At 43.0% G+C, this 19,844-nt stretch carries 12 protein-coding genes and 2 tRNA genes; 11 read left to right on the forward strand and 3 right to left on the reverse strand.

All coding sequences use genetic code 11. The features are described from left to right. Window positions 1–211: 211 nt before the first annotated feature. Entirely contained in the window at window positions 212–2,713 is a 2,502-nt protein-coding gene (locus tag BROSI_RS09400; protein ID WP_052563489.1) for a tetratricopeptide repeat protein, read from the reverse strand. Between the two features lie 444 nt (window positions 2,714–3,157). Between BROSI_RS09400 and BROSI_RS09405 the strand changes: the two genes are divergently transcribed. The 7 genes from BROSI_RS09405 to BROSI_RS09435 all read left to right on the forward strand — a co-directional run bounded on the left by BROSI_RS09405 (window position 3,158) and on the right by BROSI_RS09435 (window position 7,404). Continuing rightward, entirely contained in the window at window positions 3,158–4,054 is an 897-nt protein-coding gene (locus tag BROSI_RS09405; protein ID WP_052563490.1) for a DUF4438 domain-containing protein, read from the forward strand. A gap of 140 nt (window positions 4,055–4,194) precedes the next feature. Beyond that, on the forward strand, window positions 4,195–4,890 hold the full coding sequence (rpsB, locus tag BROSI_RS09410; RefSeq protein WP_082059367.1) for a 30S ribosomal protein S2: 696 nt from the start codon (window positions 4,195–4,197) through the stop codon (window positions 4,888–4,890). Between the two features lie 203 nt (window positions 4,891–5,093). Then, complete coding sequence (locus tag BROSI_RS09415) at window positions 5,094–5,681, forward strand: translation elongation factor Ts (protein ID WP_052563492.1); 588 nt, start codon at window positions 5,094–5,096, stop codon at window positions 5,679–5,681. Window positions 5,682–5,714: 33 nt separating this feature from the next. Beyond that, on the forward strand, window positions 5,715–6,434 hold the full coding sequence (gene pyrH, locus BROSI_RS09420) for a UMP kinase (protein ID WP_052563493.1): 720 nt from the start codon (window positions 5,715–5,717) through the stop codon (window positions 6,432–6,434). 12 nt (window positions 6,435–6,446) lie between these two features. Continuing rightward, a complete protein-coding gene (gene frr / locus BROSI_RS09425) occupies window positions 6,447–7,007 on the forward strand; it encodes a ribosome recycling factor (protein ID WP_052563494.1) in 561 nt (186 codons plus the stop codon). Window positions 7,008–7,237: 230 nt separating this feature from the next. Beyond that, a tRNA-Lys gene (locus BROSI_RS09430) sits at window positions 7,238–7,313 on the forward strand. A gap of 16 nt (window positions 7,314–7,329) precedes the next feature. Beyond that, a tRNA-Glu gene (locus BROSI_RS09435) sits at window positions 7,330–7,404 on the forward strand. Window positions 7,405–7,516: 112 nt separating this feature from the next. Here BROSI_RS09435 and htpG read toward each other — a convergent pair. Further along, window positions 7,517–9,427 carry a molecular chaperone HtpG gene (gene htpG, locus BROSI_RS09440; RefSeq protein WP_052563495.1) on the reverse strand — a complete coding sequence of 637 codons (1,911 nt, stop codon included), beginning with the start codon at window positions 9,425–9,427 and terminating at the stop codon, window positions 7,517–7,519. Window positions 9,428–9,999: 572 nt separating this feature from the next. Here htpG and BROSI_RS09445 point away from each other — a divergent pair. After that, complete coding sequence (locus BROSI_RS09445) at window positions 10,000–10,896, forward strand: glycine--tRNA ligase subunit alpha (protein ID WP_052563496.1); 897 nt, start codon at window positions 10,000–10,002, stop codon at window positions 10,894–10,896. A gap of 64 nt (window positions 10,897–10,960) precedes the next feature. Here the strand turns inward: BROSI_RS09445 and BROSI_RS09450 are convergent, their stop codons facing one another. Beyond that, window positions 10,961–12,454 (reverse strand): tRNA modification GTPase, encoded by a 1,494-nt coding sequence (locus tag BROSI_RS09450; RefSeq protein WP_157842464.1) that lies wholly within the window; start codon window positions 12,452–12,454, stop codon window positions 10,961–10,963. Between the two features lie 302 nt (window positions 12,455–12,756). Between BROSI_RS09450 and BROSI_RS09455 the strand changes: the two genes are divergently transcribed. The 3 genes from BROSI_RS09455 to tnpC all read left to right on the forward strand — a co-directional run bounded on the left by BROSI_RS09455 (window position 12,757) and on the right by tnpC (window position 19,604). After that, window positions 12,757–17,184, forward strand: a complete 4,428-nt coding sequence (locus BROSI_RS09455) for a PAS domain S-box protein (RefSeq protein WP_162183234.1) — start codon at window positions 12,757–12,759, stop codon at window positions 17,182–17,184. 181 nt (window positions 17,185–17,365) lie between these two features. Further along, entirely contained in the window at window positions 17,366–18,247 is an 882-nt protein-coding gene (locus tag BROSI_RS09460) for a Druantia anti-phage system protein DruA (RefSeq protein WP_052563499.1), read from the forward strand. Beyond that, window positions 18,234–19,604, forward strand: a complete 1,371-nt coding sequence (gene tnpC / locus BROSI_RS09465) for an IS66 family transposase (RefSeq protein WP_052563500.1) — start codon at window positions 18,234–18,236, stop codon at window positions 19,602–19,604. The genes BROSI_RS09460 and tnpC overlap by 14 nt, the downstream gene beginning before the upstream one ends. Window positions 19,605–19,844: the final 240 nt, after the last annotated feature.

Below are 19,844 nucleotides of genomic sequence, written 5' to 3' on the forward strand. Positions count from 1 at the left end.
GTAAAAAAGGTGTACGTGTGAGTCGCTAAAGGCCTACTTTGAAACAGAAGCGCGGACAAACATCGCTTGTTCATGCCGCCCCAGGAGAATAGATACAATGTATCAATTTTACAAATTACAATTTGTGACCCTTTTGGGTATTGATGTTTCGGTGTATCCCCACACCGTAACCATTTGTTGCCTTTATTCTGTCTTGCCTGGGTGGAAGGGCTTACCGAAAATCATCTAAATATTGTTTTGCCTTTGCATGATTTGGATTTAGCCTTAATACCCCCTGCCATGATTTTATGGCCTTTTCTTTTTCTCCCCGCCTGGAATAAATAGTTCCCATACAAAAAAGGGCCTCGGTATGGGTTGGGGCTAATTTCAGCGTCATTTCGAATTCCTTCAGGGCATTTTTCAAATCGCCTTTTTGTAAAAGGGCATATCCGATATTAAAATGGAAATCGGGCTGGTCGGGAAGCAAATCCACAGCCTTTTGAAATGAGGCCAGAGCACCATTCCTGTCTCCTTTTTTGATCAGTGAGGCGCCAAGATTATTATACGAATAAGGATACGCTGAATCGAGCCTTATTGCATGGTTATATTCTGCTATTGCATCTTCCAGACGGCCTTTTTTGTCATAAATAGTGCCCAGGTTATTATGGACATAAACTTGTGACGGATCGACCTTCAGGGCAGTCTGATATACCTCTAAGGCAAGGTCATACTGTTCTCTTGTCTCGTAAATATTACCCAGATTATAATACGCATCGCCGTATTGCGGGTCTAACGACAGTGCTTTTTTGTATGCAATCACAGCATCTTCCTGCCTGCCGAGTTTATTATATAAGACACCAAGATTGTTGTATGCATAGGCAAAATTGGGGTCGATGGCAATGGCATTGTTATACTCGGCGATTGCATCATCATATCGATTCAGAACAAAATAAACCTTTCCCAGGTTGTTGTGCGCCTGTTGGTAATCCGGTTTTATCTGAATTGCTTTTTTGTAAGCAGTAACGGCCTGATTGAGCAGGTTCTTTTTCTCGTAGACATTTCCCATATTATAATACACAGTTGCATACTGAGCAAATCCAACCTCCCTGGCCTTTTGCAGGGCTTTTTGATAGCAAAGCAATGCCGCGTCCGGATAACCCTTCTTGTTGTATTGTGTTCCCAGATTGTTATACGTTGTAAAACTGCACAACGGGCTTTGGGAAGAATTATACCAGAGCGTAAATTCATCCCGCCAAACGTTGTTTCTGGTAACTGTCACAACAATATAGAATATCATCAAAGAAATGATTACAGGATACTTTATTATTGATATCTTCAGCTGTAGCAGGGTAGTTGAAAGAAACAGGCAGAAGCCGAGAATGGGTAAATAGAGATAACGGTCCGCCATGACATTTGCCAATGGGATAATATTCATGACCGGGAGGACAGAGATAAAAAACCACAGTGTGGCAAATATCATTATACGGTAATGATGCCTTTTTTCCCGTAGTCGAATCGCAATAATGACAATGGAAATTAGTACAAAAAGGGGAATAATAAAGGATAATGTCAAAGGCGTTTTCAGATATAGAACATGATAGTCTGCATTCAGGTTTAATGGCAGGAAAATATTGGACATGTATCTCCCCAGTACCTTTGTCATGGTAAGCATATTGACAAAAAAACTGCCTTCCGGATAGACAATCTTTTCCTGGGGATTATGAAAAATGAAGAACCTGATGGTGAGGTATACAAGGCTTATTCCGATATATCCCAGGAAAAAAGGAGAACGTATTATTTTTGAAACGGTTTTGTAAACAGCAAAATACAGAGGCAGGCGGACGTTCTCCCTTATTCTTGCATTGAATAGCAGATCGAAGAAAAAAATCAAAGCCGGCAATACAATGGCGGATTCCTTGGAAAGCAAGGCAAAGAAATAGGCTGCCATGGCGCCCGCACAGAGAAAAACGGTACCGGTGTGGAAATGTCCTGACAATGAGAATCCCCCTGAATCCGCAATTTTTAAAAGGTCACAAAGGGAAGTCTGCGTGCCTTTCCTCTCCCTATAAAGCAAATAGAGTAAAAATGAAACAATCGAAAATGCTGTTGTAATCAAGTCTTCCCGGTAACTGATCACATTGACAACCTCGCTTGATATGGGATGTACTGCAAAAAGCATGCACGTAAGCGATGCAAGACAGGCATAGGAAATTTGGTCAAGACGCGGTTGGGTTTTTGGGGCAAGTTTTTTCTCCCCAGTGGTATTCCCTTTACAAGGGAGTGATTGAAAAGTTTGTTGGCATACCTTTCTCTTCATACGCCCTTGCGAAGGGGAGGGGAGTTGGTTGTGGCTGTATGGCGTTTTATATGTGCTATATTGGCGGAATAAGAGAAGTACGAGAAAATAGATAAGCATTACATTCAGGGTATGCAATACCACATTTACCATGTGGTATCCCATAGGGTTCATGTGCCAGAGGAAATAATCGATGAAGTAGGAGAGTGTAACAAGGGGGCGGTAGGTAAGCTCACCCGAATATTTGAAATAGTCGTGAGTAATTAAGTCATGAAAATTTCCCCAATCCTTGATGAGTCGGTTCTCTACAATGGTAGACGTATCATCGTAAACAAACTGATTTGGCAGGCAGTTCAGGTACGTGATTATCGTTAGCACAACAATTATAGGGATTGTAATATTCTGCAAATAGAGGTTATTTTGATATGCTTTCTTCATAAATTTCCGTAGAGTCGTGTGGAAATAAAACGCTATCCGCGATGATTTCTTTCTGAAGGAATTTTAAAAGACGGTATGTATTAAAGACAAAATATGGTTTTTTTACAATGTAAAACTCTGTTGCCACACGAAAATTCAAAGCGTTTTCATCAAAAATAGATGTCCGGCATTACTACTTGGTTTTGCAAGATGCTCCGCCTTTTTCTATTGCCAAGGAAAGGCTTGCTATGGTAAAGTAAAACCGTTTTTTGTGAAATTTAAACTGGGCATTCGGCAACTTATTCCCGTGTAGTGGCAAGGCTCGCCTTTGCACTGCGCGATTGATTTGAAATTCCAATCGTGTAAATAAGATTCCTCGACTTCCTTTTGAATGACGTCATCCCGGGCGAAGCCGAAGGGTCAAAGTTAAGGTGTAACAAAGGGTATTTTTTTAAGGTAAAGCCAATGGAAACCAACGAAAAAAATCTTGTAGAAATGTCGGTTGTCGGTGAGATTTCGAGTCCACAAAGTGGGCCGTCGCCTTACAGCATAACTCCTGATGGAAAGCCCAAAATATTACCAGGCATTGGGGGGATTACTTACAACGTCAAAGTAGGTGACAATGCCATCCGGTGGGAGGCAGATCATGTGGAGCCCTGCGTATCCGTTAGAAACAAGGACAGAGACGAGAACGGAGCATTAAATTTACTATCCTGCATTGGAAATATTGCCAGGGTTATAACCGGCGATGCGAAAGGTAGCACAGGTGTCGTAACAGGAAAACATGGCGGTATTGAAAACGTGCTGGTTGATTTCGATGACAGGACATTGGAAAAACTCGCCATCGGGGATAAAATACTTATTCGGGGTATTGGTGTGGGTTTGTCTTTTACGGAGTATCCACACATCAAACCAATCAACGTGTCTCCGGATCTTTTAAAGGTGTTACCAATTCGTGAGGACGAAACGAAAGATGTTTTCAATATCCCTGTGACACATGTTGTCCCTGCGGGCATTATGGGTTCAGGCCTGGGATCTCAGCAATGTTACCGTGGCGATTACGATATACAGCTTTTTGACAGGCAAAACGTAGAGAAGTATCATTTGCAAACATTGCGTTTTGGCGATATTGTGGCAATCATGGATGCAGATCATTCCTATGGAAGAATCTATAGAACCGGAGCTGTGAGTATCGGGGTTGTTGTACACAGCAATTGTGTGACGGCAGGGCACGGTCCTGGTGTAACGACATTACTTACTTCTGCTGAGGGTAAAATCGTGCCGTACCTTGATAGTACAGCAAATATTGGCATATACTTGAAAATTGGACGGTTCAGAAAAAGATCAAAAAAGAAAAGCTAACGGGTATTTTGTTTCACTTGATGTGTGATGTGCTTTTAAAATAAACTTGACATTTCATCAGTAATTAATATAATGTTAAACTTTCTAAATATTTATCTGTTTTCGTTTATTTTAAAAGGAGAGGAGATTATTTGTCTACGGTGAGTATTCAGGAGTTGGTCGATGCAGGATTTCATTTCGGTCATAGGACAAGTAAATGGAATCCCAAAATGAAGCCCTTTATCTTTGGCAAGAGAAATTTAATCCATATTATTAATTTGCGTGAAACGGTAAAGGGTCTTGTAACAGCATGTAAGTTTTTGACTAATCTTTCCCGGACAAAAAGAGATGTGTTATTTGTAGGCACCAAATGGCAGGCTCGGGATATAACGGTACGTGAGGCCCAGCGTTGCGGAATGCACTATGCAAGCGAACGATGGCTGGGTGGCACATTAACAAATTTCGATACCATTCGGAAACGATTAGAACGTCTGGAAGAATTAGAAAACCTGGAAAAAACGGGGGAGATTAATCAGTTCAGCAAAAAGGCCATTTCTTCTCTCAATCGCGAGCGAAAAAAGATACTTGCAAACCTTGAAGGTATTCGTAAGATGACATCGCTTCCGGGGGTGCTTGTAATAGTAGACCCACGGCACGAACACAATGCCGTGAGTGAAGCAAAAAAACTTGGAATTCCAACGGTATGCCTTGCAGATACGGATTGTGACCCTGATATGATAGATATTTGTGTCCCGGGGAATGACGATGCTATACGATCCATTGATCTCTTTTTAACGAAAACGGCGGATGCTATTTTAGCCGGAAAAGAACTTGCGGCGACCATGTCAAAGGTCTGATGTGGATATTGAGGGCGTAAGAGAAGTTCCTTCCATTTTTTGTAGAAGACAACACTTTTGTCCGATACATCGCATGTCTGGTAACTGACTTAGAAGAACATTTCTCAAGGGATCTATTTCTGAAATTATTTTTATACAAATAAAGTTGTCTTTGCTATAGAATAATGTTTTTATTCTATCAGTATATCGTACGGAGGATGTGAATGGCTGATACAGCGAGTATCATGAAGTTGAGAGAGCAAACAGGCGCGGGAATATTGGAATGCAAAAGCGCCCTGGATGATGTCAAAGGTGACTTTGAAAAAGCCCTGGAGATTATCAAGAAGAAGGGCTTTGCCAAGGCCGCAAAAAAGGAGCAGCGTGTGACGGCGGAAGGCAGAGTTGGCACATATATTCATACAAATGGGAAGCTGGGTGTAATGGTGGAACTCAATTGCGAGACTGATTTCGTAGCAAAGAATGATGTTTTTCAGCAATTACTAAAGGATATTTGCATGCAGGTGGCCGCCACAAAACCAATAGCTGTAAGAAGGGAGGATATCCCTGCTCATATTCTGGAAGAGCAAAAAAAGATATTTATGGAAGAGGCTAAAGGGAAACCAGCTAATATCATAGAAAAGATCGCCGCGGGAAAGCTGGATAGTTTTTATAAGGAAAAATGTCTTCTGGAGCAACCATTCATAAAGGATAATACCCAGACGATCCAGGATTTATTAGTTGCAAATATTGCTAAAATAGGGGAAAATATTAAAGTTAACCGTTTTGTTCGATTCGAAGTCGGAGAATGTTAACCGACTGCAAGACGTTGTATCATCTCCACGTCCATGAAAAGCGCTATCAAATATAAGAGGGTATTGTTAAAATTAAGCGGCGAAGGTTTTGGTGATGAAGGTGGGCGTGGCCTTGAGTCTGAGCGGTTTGATACGCTGGCCAAAGAGATACAAAAAATTTCCAGGACGGGAGTAGAGCTGGCAATAGTTGTTGGCGGTGGCAATATCCTTCGTGGCGCCAAGCTAAGCAATACGGGTAAGTCGCGGGTGCAGGCCGATCAGATTGGTATGATTGCCACGGCAATTAATGCGTTGTTCCTGCAAGACACATTAGAAGGATTGTCTGTTGAGACGCGCGTTGTCAGCGCTCTTGAAATTAAAAATATAACGGAACCCTTTGTATTGCGAAATTGCCTGCAGTATTTAAAAGAAAAAAATGTTGTTATTTTTGCGGGGGGGACGGGAAATCCTTATTTTACAACTGATACAGCAGCTGCCCTTCGTGCAATTGAAATTAAGGCAGATATCATGTTAAAGGCAACGCAGGTTGATGGCGTGTATTCGGATGACCCCAGAAAAAATGTATCTGCAAAATTATATAAAAAACTAACATATATGGACGTATTGAGCGAACAGTTGGGGGTAATGGATCTAACGGCGATTTCCTTGAGTATGGAGAATAAATTACCGATTATTGTGCTTAACATAAACAACTGTAAAAACATTGAAAAGGCGATTTCAGGAAAACCTGTTGGAACATATATCGGGGAATAACGGACACAGACCATGTCAAAAGAATCAATATGCAAAGAAGCAAGGGCAAAAATGGAAAAGGTAGTTGTCCATTTGCAGGAAGAGTTGAGGGGATTGAGAACGGGCCGGGCAAGCACTGGGTTGGTGGAAAATATAAAGGTGGAGTGTTATGGAGATTTGTCACCTTTAAAACAAATAGCAGTCCTTTCGACTCCTGATGCGCAGTCCATCGTGATTAAGCCCTACGATGCCTCTATAATTGCAAATGTTGAGAAGGCCATATTACAATCGGATCTCGGTTTAACGCCATCGGTTGAGGGGAAAACCCTGCGCATTGTAATTCCGCCACTCAATGAAGAGCGAAGAAAGAAACTTTCCACACACGCGAAAGAATTTGGAGAAACGGCAAAGATCTCTTTGAGAAATATAAGGCACGATGCGAATAAACAGGTAGACAAAGAAGAGAAAGACGATATCCTGACCGAAGATGATGCGAAACGGGCTAAAGATGATATACAAAAACTTATCCACGAGCATGAGGGTAAGCTTAACGATTTGGTCAAGAAAAAGATAGAAGAGATACTCAAGGTATAAAATGTAATTGTTCTTTATTTGATACTATATAGCACTACAAAGATATATGTTGTGAGTGCTCTAATTTCTGATTTCGGATTGCGGATTGTAGATTAATAATAAAATCAATAACAAATCCGAAATTTGCATTCCACAATCAAAAATCTAAAAGGGAGTTTTAGTTGTGGCCACTGAAAGTGTTCTATAGACAATTTTTTTTACGTGCAATTAGAAGTGAAGTGGATATAATAGGGGGCATAGCTCAGTAGGTAGAGCACCGCCCTTTTAAGGCGGGCGTCGATGGTTCGAATCCATCTGCCCTCACCATTTTAGTGTATAAAATGGCCCCATCGTCTAGCCTGGTCTAGGACAACAGATTTTCGATCTGTGAACTGGGGTTCAAATCCCCATGGGGTCAAATCCCTATAGAAACAAAAAGCCATGAGATTTTTCCAATCTCATGGCTTTTTTCTGGATAAAGATATTTAGAAATACTTTGTATCTTTATGAATTTGTGGCTATTTGTAAGTCTAAATAATAATCCTCTTTCCTTCTCCCAGCACTGCCTTCGTCAATTCTTCCATAAGTTCATTCAAGCGCGGAACCATCGCCGTGGGGTCAAAAACAACCCCATCCTGCATTAATGCATTCTCAAAAAGCTGTTGCACCATTTTTTCAATGAGTAGTTGGTAACTGGGATTCTCATTCATCCTGGCCAGATTCTGGATCATCCGATTTTTCCTGTTAATCTCCATGATCTTTTTGGATATCTTATAATTGCCGTCTACCATTTGTATCAGTTTCTGGACATGTACACTGGGTACCCCATCAGGGTTCACCAGGCAACAGGGGCTGTCGACCAATCTGTTTGATTCCTTGACGTCAATAACCTTGTCTGCCAACGTTACTTTGATCGTCTTCAAGAGATGTTTGAATATTGCCTCATAATTTTGAGGTTCTTCAGAAGTGTCGACTATCTTCTTCTCCGTATCCTTGAGTAAGTCAAGATTGGCCTGGTCTGCTGAACGAATAGGCTTCTTTTCAAATTCGTGAAGACCCGAAAGGATGAATTCGTCGTTGGGATCTGTTAAATAGAGTACCTCTACATCTTTCTTTCGGAATATTTCAAGATAAGGACTTTTTTCTATTGTTTCACGGTTTACTGCCGTTATGTAATAAATCTCTTTTTGTTCCGGTTTCATCCGGTCTATGTACTCTTTCAGAGAAATCAGACCACTTGCATCCGTGCAGGTTGAAGAATTGAACCTCAGTAAATGAGATAATTGATCCCGGTTTTCGAAATCAAAGTGCACACCTTCTTTGAGGATTCTTCCAAACTGCCTCCAGAAGGTTTCGTATTTTTCCTTCTCATTTTTGGCCAGATCCTGCAGAAGTGTTATGATTTGCTTAACAAGGATGCTCTTCATCTTGTGAATAATCCTGTTGTCCTGGAATGTCTCCCTTGAAATATTCAAGGGAATATCCGCAGAATCCACTACCCCCCGAACAAACCGCAAATATTCCGGCAGAAGCAGCTTGCAATCAGACTGAATGAGGATTTTATTGGAATAAAGTTGAAGTCCGTGTTCCAATTTTTTAAAGCCGTAGGTTTCATAATTTGTCGAGGGGCAGTACACGATACTGGAAAATTGGATCGGCGCCTCGGCAGAGGTGTGCAAACGGAAAAGAGGGATGTCTTCCGTGTTTGAAATAAATTTGTAAAACTCGTTATATTGCTCTTCTGTAATATTCTTTTTGGGTTCTTTCCAGATGGCCGTAATTTGGTTGGCCCTTTCACCGCAAACCATAATGGGGAAGCTTACAAAGTTCGAATATTTTTTGATAATAGATTGGATCCTGGACTTTTCGGTATATTCCTTCTCGTCATCTTTTAGATGAACTACAATATCAGTCCCCCGTCGTTCTTTTTCAATAGGATTTAAGAAATATTTCCCTGTACCATCCGAATGCCATTCAAATGCCGGTTCATCCTTTTTATAAGATTTCGTTCTGATCCTGACCTCATCAGCGACCATAAATACGGAATAGAAACCCACGCCAAATTGGCCTATGATATTTGAATCCTTCTTGGCCTGTTCCGATAGGTTTGCTATAAAGTCCAGTGACCCCGATTTTGCTATAGTCCCTACATTTTGAATAATTTCATCCTTTGTCATCCCAATGCCAGTGTCGCTGATCGTTAATATCTTACTTTTTTCATCTACATTTATGTTGATTTCGAGGGGCAGGTCTTTTCCTTCGTAATCCGGATTTGTGAGGGAGTAATATCGGATTTTGGTCAGTGCATCGGAGGCATTGGAGATGAGTTCCCTCAAAAAAACCTCCTTATGCGTATAAAGGGAGTGTGAAAGGATGTTTAATAACTTCTTTATCTCCGCTTGAAACTCAAAACCCTCTTCATGTTTCATTTTTTCAGTCATACATTACTCCTGAATTAAATGGACACACATTCTCTTTATTTTTTATCTGCACATGCAAATCAAATCTTAAAAATAACAAATCCATAAGAGATTGTCAATACCATCACAAGTTCCTGATACTCCCAAATTCCAGCCTAAAACAATGCCTGATTCATGCTTGACACATTAAACACATCGTGATACACTTCACACCACAAGATTTAAAATGTGTGTAAGATTGAGGAAGCTGGGTGAACAGGGAGAACAGGAATTAATCCTAAACCCGAACGAGTCGGAAAAGACAAAATCCGAAGCACGAAATTCGTGAGTCAACCCTGGCAGCGCTAATTTAACGTTAAGGAATTTCAAACTTTTCGCCTTCCCCTTAGTCCCCCTCACGAGGGGGGCAACAGCTGTCCCCCGCTGGCGGGGGTGAAGGGGGTGGACTGCCATTGCGAAAATAGATATTTTAAGTCGCCGAAGGACTAATTTTTCAGATTTTTGCTAAAAATGTCAAAATTATCTTTGGAAGATACTATCGGTGTTCTTCAATCCCCTTTTTTCCCAGCACATTTTGTTAGAACAGGATTTTCATGACTTTTCAGGAAATTATCTTAAAACTGCAAAACTATTGGTCTGATTATGGTTGTGTCATATGGCAGCCCTACGATAGTGAAAAGGGCGCAGGGACCTTTAACCCTGCGACATTTCTCAGGGCATTGGGTCCAGAACCCTGGAAGTGCGCTTACGTGGAACCTTCCCGGCGTCCAACCGATGGACGATATGGTGAAAATCCCAATAGACTGCAACATTACTACCAGTTTCAGGTAATGATAAAACCAGCCCCGGATGATGCACAGGATATCTATTTAAATAGTTTAAGGTTTTTGGGGATTGATCTTGTGAAACACGACGTGAGGTTTGTCGAAGACGACTGGGAATCACCCACCCTTGGCGCTACCGGCCTTGGCTGGGAGGTATGGCTGGATGGGATGGAGGTCACCCAGTTTACCTACTTCCAACAAGTGGGTGGTTTTGAACTCGAGCCTATTACACTGGAACTTACCTATGGACTCGAACGCATCGCCATGTTCATCCAGGAAAAAGAGTCCGTTTTCGACCTTGAATGGGTCAAAGGCTGTACATACGGAGATATTCACAAGCAGGATGAAGTCCAATTCTCCACCTATAATTTTACCGTTGCAGATACTGCTATGCTTTTTCAACTCTTCGAGTCATACGAAAAGGAATGCCAGCGGCTCATAAAAGAGGGGCTGGTCCTGCCCGCATATGATTATGTCTTAAAATGCTCGCATACCTTTAACATGCTGGATGCCCGTGGGTCAATCGGAGTTACACAGCGTACCGGTTATATTGGAAGGGTTCGGAATCTTGCCCGGCGCTGTGCAGAAAGCTATGTCCAGCTACGCGAGGCATTGCATTGGCCACTATTGAAGGACAAACCAGCGGCAACAATTTGCCACTGCTAGGCACGGAATATTGCAGAAATAAATCTGCAGGGGAAGGGCGCCGTGCCCTTTCATGCTTGATCTATTAATGCCCCTTTAAGCACGAAGTAAAAATATCCTTCAATTCATTGATTATTTGAAGCGCCTTACTGGTGCCGCCTTTTGCAATCAAACATTCTGCATCCTGTTTAATCAAAATATCAGCTTGTGTCATCAATAGATACTGCCTTCTGTTAAATAGTATTGGTTTCATGGGTTTGTATACTGTATCAAATTCCTCTGTAAGCCTCCTGTGTAGCTCTTCAAACTCATTGCTGTTTACCGCGGATATGCAACATGCTGACTGCTGAAGCGCGGATTCGATCCTTAATCTGTTTAATTTTGTGGGTAGGTCACATTTGTTAATCACGGGTATAATTGCCTTCATATCTCCTTTTTGGCTCAGATTGTCAAAATTCCCTGTCTTCAACCACGAGTTTAAGGTATTCAGGATTCCCTCATCCTCTTGATCAAAAGGTCTGGAATTATCAAAAACGGCAATAACCTTATCAGAACGATGAACTTGTTCCAGTGTCAGTTCTATACTCAAAGCCTCCAGCTTATCGCTCGTATCCCGCATACCTGCTGTATCCACAAGTTCAAAGGGGATACCTTCTATCGAAATAAGCTCGCTCACATAATCACGCGTTGTCCCTGGCTCATGATGGACAATCATCCGTTCTTCCCCAAGGATGGTATTTATAATGGTCGACTTGCCTACATTGGGTTTACCCAGAATTACCAAAACTTGCGGGGAGGTCAGCGCCATACCCAAGGAAGCCGTTTCCAATAAGCTCTCAATGTGCTCTGACAGGGCAGAAATTAACACACTGGTCTCATCCGAAAATCCCCCCTTACACCACTTTTTCAAAGGAGGAATATTTGAAATCCCATTTTTGCAAGGTGGGATTAAAGGGGATTTTCCTTCTCCTTTGTGTTGCTCTGTGTACGGAATTGTTTCATGGCGAGAGGATCCTTTGTGCAAGGCTTGCCTGATTTTTTCAATGATCTCTAACCCTTTTTTGAGCGCTTCCGACAGCGCTCCTGCGTTTTGATCTAGCAAGACCTTTACACCGAACCTGGTCCGTGCCCGGACAACCTCCAGAAGCGCCTCCTTCCGAATAAAATCCATCTTGTTATTTTCATAGGACTGCAATAGCAACGCATCCCATGCAGCACCCTTTGCGCCTGCGAACTGTAAGCATTCATGGATACGCATCAGAACGCGGATGCCGCCGTGACAATTTACCTCTACTACATCTTCTCCGGTAAAACTATCCCCTTTCTTTGCTATATTTACAATAACCTCGTCAATCCTTTGGCCCCCATCAAAAATATACCCGTAATAGAGCTTATAGCTCATGGCTTTACGAAGATCATCAATTCCCTTTCCCTGAAACACCTTATTGACGACGCTCAAAGCATCCGGGCCGGACACAATAACTTTACCAATGCCACCTTCGCCCAAAGGAGTAACAATCGATGCTATGGGTTTACATTCTATAAATCCATCTTCTTTTGATTCATGTATTCTTTCCATAAAAATAGATAATAACAATTATTATCAATGACGACAATAACACACTTTGTTAAATTTTACTTGACATAGAACATTGTCCATGTTAAATAAAACCAGTTAAAATAGAATATACGGAAGGCAAACCCTGAGCAATCAGTGGACTCAAAGAAAAGTGTCTTTATAAATTTAAAACAGAAAAGGCAGCCTTACTGTCGAAAATTGTTCTTGAAACATTTTTCGATAGTAAGGCTTTTTTGTTTTTAAAGGTCTTTCAAAGATAGATACAGACATTAAATTAGGCTTATGGCAGAGAGATGAAAACTGTGAAATTTTTGATTATTGATAATCACAGGGATGACCGCGAACAGATTAGGCAGGTACTCCAAAAGGAGTTTTACGGATTAGAGTTTTGGGAAGTGGTAAAGCGGGAGGATTTTGATGAGGCAATCGTTCGGGGCGACTCTGATGTGGTGTTCACCGACTACCTCCTGGACTGGACAGACGGTTTGTGGATTCTCAAGATAATAAAAGAACGGTTTCCTGATATACCCGTGATCATGGTTACCGATACCGGTAATGAAGAAATTGCTGTGACAGGGATAAAGTCCGGTTTGAGTGACTATGTTCTCAAGAGGCATTTGTACCGCCTGCCGTCTGCCGTAAAGGAAAGTCTTGATAAAATAAGACTGGACAGGAAGTGCGATGACACCAGCAAGCAATTAACGGTTTCTGCAGAACGCTACCATGGTATCTCCAAATACATCCACGACTTTGCATACGACTTCCGAGTTGAACATGACGGTTCACTCGTATGCGAATGTGTGACTGAAGGCTTTGTTTTTATCACCGGGTATATACCGAAAGAACTGGACGAGCGTGGCGGCTTGATTAGTCTCGTTCATCCTGCGGATATGCCTGTCTTCTTACAACACCGCGATAGCCTGTTTTCTGGCAGGTCTAACATCAGCGAATTTCGTATCATCACGAAAAGCGGTGAAATACGATGGTTGCGTGATTATGCTCAACCCGTATGGAGCGAGACACATGGCCGCACCAGCCACATCTACGGCACAGTGCAGAATATTACAGAATACAGGCAGTATGCAGAAACATTACGGGACGCTGAAATAAAATACCGCAATCTCATCGAAACTGCCAATGATGCTATTTTTATAGCCGATGCAGAATCCGGAAGAATTATCGATGCCAATAAAAGGGCGGAAGACTTGATTGGGTATTCTCGCGAAGAGATTATCGGCATGCACCAAACACAACTTCATCCTAAAGAAGAAGTGATGCATTATGCGAAGATCTTTGAAGGGCGCGTTAGCGGGGGTAAGGCCTTTATAGAAGACCTGTACGTTTGTCATAAAAATGGTCATAAAATACCCATTGAAATAAATGCCAGTGTTGCGCTTTTAGGTGATAAGAAGATCGTTCAGGGTGTTTTTAAAGACATTACCGAACGCAGGCGGGCCGAGGAGTGTATCCGGCTCTATGCAGAAATCTTGAATAATATCCAGATTGGCCTGGTCGCCTGGCATCTGGAAAATATTGACGATATAAAAACCTGCAAACTTATCGCCGCCAATACTGCCGCGGCGCAATTTACCGGTGTGGCAATGGGGGAGCTTATTGGAAAGACTATGGCAGAGAGTTTTCCTGCCCTTATGAAGACAGAAGTCCCAGAGGTGTATGCCGAAGTTGTTCGTTCCAGGAAAATAAAAGATTTAAAAGAAGACCATTTTGTCGATACGGGTAATTTTAAAAGTGTCTTATCCGTTAAGGCCTTTCCCCTTTCGAATAACTGTGTGGGTGTAGCATTTGTAGATATAACCGAAAGTGAGAAGATTCATGAAGAAGTGAAAATATTTAAAATACTCTTCTCGGAGATAAGAGACCTCGCGTACATTTGCGATACGCAGGGTAACATCTTGTATGTAAATAAGATATTTGAAAAATTTACCGGCCACAAGCCTGAAGAATTCTTTGGGAAGTCATTCTCGCCTCTCTTTGATGAAGAAAACCTGAAAAAGGCAATGGATGCCCATACAAGAACCGTACAAGGGGAGAGTCTTCAATTTGAGCTTTATTTCAAAGATACCGGAATATTGTGCGAATATAGAAATTTTCACCTGAGAGATGGGAAAGGAAATATCATCAGGACGATAGGTATTGCCAGGGATATTACCGAGCGCAAGCATGTTGAGGAGGCGCTGCGGGAAAAGAACCAAGCACTTCAGGCGTTAATTCATGCCTCGCCACTGGCTATTATGGCGCTTGACCCGCAGGGAAAAGTTGCAATGTGGAGTTCTGCAGCCGAACGCATGTTTGGCTGGAGAAAAGAAGAAGTACTCGGCCACATTCTTCCTATTATTCCCGATGATAAACAAGAAGAGTTCCGTGCATTACGGGAAAGGGTGTTGCGAGGTGAATCATTTGCCGGCGTAGAGGTGCGCAGGCAGAAACGGGATGGTTCCCCAATTGACGTTCGTATCTCTACTGCACCCTTACGGGATAGACAAGGCAACATCAGCGGCATTATGGGAGTAGTCGCTGATATCACGGAGCACAAACGAACCCTGGCTATTGATGCCTTGTTTCACGAAATCGATCAACTTGTATTACAGGGACAAACGCTGGATTTCATCCTGCCTTATGTATGTACACGTCTTGTTGACATCTTTGCCTATCCTCTCATCTGGATCGGCATGAAGGAGCCTGATGGTGCCGTTAGTATTTCTGCAAAAGCCGGTACCCATACGAACTATCTTCATGGGCTTAAGGTGCGCTGGGATAATACATCCGATGGCCAATGCACAATAGGCCTGTCTGTTCGCAGTAAAAAGACACAGACCAGCAGTAATACACAGGAGCCTGCAATTAGACGATGTCTGGAATGGGCTTCCCGGTATGGATTTCAGTCATTTGCCGCCGTGCCCTTGCTCGTTAATGACAAGATACTCGGTGTACTAAACCTGTATGCCCTGGAACCCAATGCCTTTGATACGGAAACCATTCGCATGCTTGAAAATCTGGCCGCACGCATTAGCGTGACCTTGTTGATAGCGATGGATCAACAGCAGTTGCGACTGCAAGGCATTGCCATGGAGTCGGTAGCTAACGCCGTATTTATTACCAACTGTGATGGCCGTATCAAGTGGGTCAATAATGCATTTATCAGACTCAGTGGATACACTGAGGGTGAGGTCAGTGGCAAAACCCCGCGGCTGTTCAAATCAGGCAAACAGGATCCCTCGTTCTATCAGCAGGTCTGGCAGACCATACTTGCAGGAAAAGTCTGGCGTGGCGAAATTATCAATCGTCGCAAAGACGGCGATCTTTACACGGTAAACCAGACTATTACCCCCCTTCTGGATACTCATGGAAAGGTATGCCACTTTGTTGCCATACATGAGGATATTTCCGATAAAAAGAAGATAGAGGAACGCATTCACTATATGGCTCATTACGATGCATTAACAAATCTGCCTAACCGCAACCTGTTTCTCGATTATCTGGAGCTGGAACTGGCCCATGCACACCGTAATGAACGGATGGTTGCGGTCATGTTCCTCGATTTGGATCGGTTTAAAATTATTAACGACACGATGGGACATGTCTTTGGTGATAAATTGCTCAAGGCGGTTGCAGAACGCATGAGGGCTTGTATCCGTGAGGGCGATACTGTGTCACGCCTGGGTGGCGACGAATTTACATTTATTATTCCGGATATTGTCCAGCCGCAGGATGTTGTTCTTATTGCACAGAAGATTCTCAACGCTATGTCCCGTTCCTTTCAGGTCGAAGGTCGCGACATACACGTAACTCCCAGTATAGGCATTGCTTTGTATCCATCAGATGCAGATGACGCAGACAGTTTGATCAAAAAGGCCGATACTGCAATGTACCATGCAAAAGAACAAGGGAAAAATACCTTTAAGTTCTACAGGGAGGACATGAATGTCAGTAATTTTGAAAGGTTAACGCTGGAAAATGACTTGAGAAAGGCTCTGGAAAAGGGAGAATTATTCGTATATTACCAGCCCCTGATAGACCAAGACACGGGACAAATCATCAGTATGGAGGCTCTGGCACGCTGGCAGCATCCGGACATCGGCATGATCTCCCCTGCCAAATTTATTCCCATTGCGGAAGAAACGGGACTGATTGTGCCCATTGGCGAATGGGTACTGATGAAGGCTTGTGACCAAACCAGGGCATGGCATGATGCAGGGTTTCACGCACTCCGCGTCATGGTAAACCTCTCAGCGCGTCAATTTAAGCAACAAAATCTCGTGAACACGATCACACAGGTATTACAAAAGACAGGCCTTGACCCACACTATCTTGAACTGGAACTCACGGAGGGAATTGTCATGCAAAATGACATAACAATCCTCTCGGCGCTCCGTGAGCTGAAGGCGCTGGGAATACTCCTTTCTATTGATGATTTTGGCACCCAATATTCTTCACTGAGCTACCTGAAACGATTTCCCATTGATACACTCAAGATTGACCGTTCCTTTGTACACGACATTACCACAAACCCGGATGATGCAGCGATTGTCACCGCCATTATTGCCATTGCAGAAAGCCTTAAACTGAAGGTAGTTGCAGAGGGCGTTGAAAATAAAGAACAAGCTGCCTTTTTGCGTAAACTCCGGTGTAACAATATTCAGGGATATGTTTACAGCCACCCGCTGCCAGCCCGTGCTATTGAACACCTATTGCAAAAGGGCGCAGTTTAGAATATTAAAAACAGGGAAAACAAGAATATTTGTAACACTTTAGTTCTTTGAAAAATTAACAAGCGATTTTATAGGCCAACCCAGAAGGCGTTTTTACCGTAAGAGCGTTAAAACGCAAAAAAACGCTGGCGTCAGTTTGCCATTTGTGGTATAAAGGGCTTCAGAGAAAAGGAATCTGATTATGAAGCCTATCCTATTCCACTACCGTTCACGAGAACTGCATGCAGACGATATAGCCTTTATCAAGGCTCTCACTGAGCGTCATTTTCTCAGAGGGCGAAGTTATATTTCCCGTGAACTCTGCAAGAGCTGGAACTGGATGCAGCCCAATGGCAAGTTGAAAGAATACGCAGCACGAGACCTCCTTCTGAGATTGGAAGAGCAGGGATTGGTTTCGCTTCCGCCACGAATACGGCCGAAAAACAATCTCAAACCCAAGGTCTTTGATCAGATGCCCCTTTTCGTCAAAAGAACACTGGAAGGTGCCATCACCGAGTATGAAACCCCGACGATCCAGGTGGTAAGAGATCATCAAGAGAGGTACCTCTGGGGTTATCTCCTTTATCACTACCACTACCTCGGATGTCCCCGGCTTGTTGGCGAACACATCAGGCACATCGTACATATCGGCAACCAGGTCGTTGCCTGTCTTGGATGGGCAAGTGCCGCATGGAAGGTCAAAGACCGTGATCGTTTCATCGGATGGGATGAGTCTTCCAAACGGACACACTTGCATTTGATTGCAAGTAACGTGCGATTTCTCATTCCACCCTGGGTTATGATCAAACACCTTGCATCCAAGGTATTATCCCTCGCCCTCAGGCGTTTGTCACATGACTGGAAATCCGTCTATGGCCATCCCGTGTATTTGGCTGAAACCTTTGTTGATACCGCACGGTTTCAAGGCACCTGCTACCAGGCAGCCAATTGGATGCGTGTTGGTAAAACCAAGGGGAGTGCAAAACGGGGCAATCGCTATCAGTATCATGGCCAACCTAAGGAACTCTACCTGTATCCTCTCCACAAAAATTTCCGGAGGTTTCTTACTCATGACCAGGGATGAAGCCATAGCTATTTTGGAGATGGACAGAGAGGATGCGATTCAAGCTATCCTGATACTGGCCGAGAAAGCAGAGAAATATGACCGACTCTGCGATCAACCGAGACCAACTACCCCTCCCGGCATGACACCGCCGTATCTCAAACCCACAAGCAAAAGGAAAAGACGGCCTTGTGGCAGGAAACACGGACATAAGGGGATTTCCCGGAAACGGCCGGAAAAAATAACTGCCTATCAGACACATACCCTCAAGAGTTGTCCTGATTGCCACCAGCCACTGCAAAATCCGGTAAGAACGTATAAGCGATACATCGAAGATATCCCACAGATTGATCCGGTCGTGACTGAACATACGGTTCATGGTTCCTGGTGTTCTTGTTGTAGAAAGATTGTCCAGCCTACGGTCACAGACGCGTTGCCAAATGCCCGACTCGGATTGCGCCTCGTTGTCTTTACCGCCTGGCTTCATTACTTAGTCGGCATAAGTATAAACAATATCGTAAAGATGGTTTCCGTATTTTTCAACTTTCACATAAGCGCCGGTGGTTTAACCCAGGCTTGGAAGTCCCTTGCAACACTCCTGGAATCACGGTATAACGATATTGGACAAAAAGTCTCCGCAAGTGCCGTTTTACACGCAGATGAAACAGGGTGGCGGTTGAACGGGAAAACCCATTGGTTGTGGTGTTTTACCACCAAAACCCTCTGCTACTACCTCATAACACGCAATCGGGGATCGCCTGTCATAAAAAAGTTCTTAGGCAGACTATTCAAGGGCATCCTGATTTGTGACTTCTGGGGCGCTTATAACAAGATAAACGCACTGGCAAAGCAGCGGTGTTTCTATCATCTGTTCACGGAACTGGTAAAAGTCGACACATACAATCGGTCAATTCCATGGAAAGCTTTCCGGAAAAAACTCTCTCGTGTGCTCAAAGACGCATTGCGGTTATCGGAGGAAAAGAACCATTTGAGTCCAGAATGCTTTCTTCGGTTGAAAAAGAGATTACATTATCGGCTTGAACAGTTTTTGATAACACCCTATCAGGATAAAGACGCACAAAGACTGATCAAACGTCTGAATCGCCATAAAGAGGAACTCTTTACGTTCCTGGAACATGAGGGCGTGAGTCCCTATAATAACCATGCTGAGCAACAGATGCGAAAGCCGGTATTGACTCGAAAGGTCTCACAACAAAATCGTTCTGCTCAAGGTGCGAATACCCAGGCTATCCTTATGACATTGCTTCGCTCTGCGGAATTACAAGGTGCTAATCCCGTTGAAAACCTTCTGGCAATTGCCAAAAACGCCCTGACGGTAAAAACGCCTTCTGGGTTGGCCTATAAAATCGCTTGTTAATTTTTCAAAGAACTAAAGTGTTACGAATATCAAAGAATTTTGTAACTGAATGACATAGTAATCAACTGCCATATAGTTTTTCCTTCCTTTGGTAAATTTAAAATGCATTTATCAAAAATGTGCTACGTTGATCTTGAGTGTAACAAATGCTCAACTCAGCACGTGAAATAGTATTGAATTACGTTTTTGAATGACTTATACTCCGTACACAAACCAAAAAATATGTAATTTGGTTCTTTC

The sequence above is a fragment of the Candidatus Brocadia sinica JPN1 genome, assembly GCF_000949635.1.
Classification (GTDB): Bacteria; Planctomycetota; Brocadiia; order Brocadiales; family Brocadiaceae; genus Brocadia; species Brocadia sinica.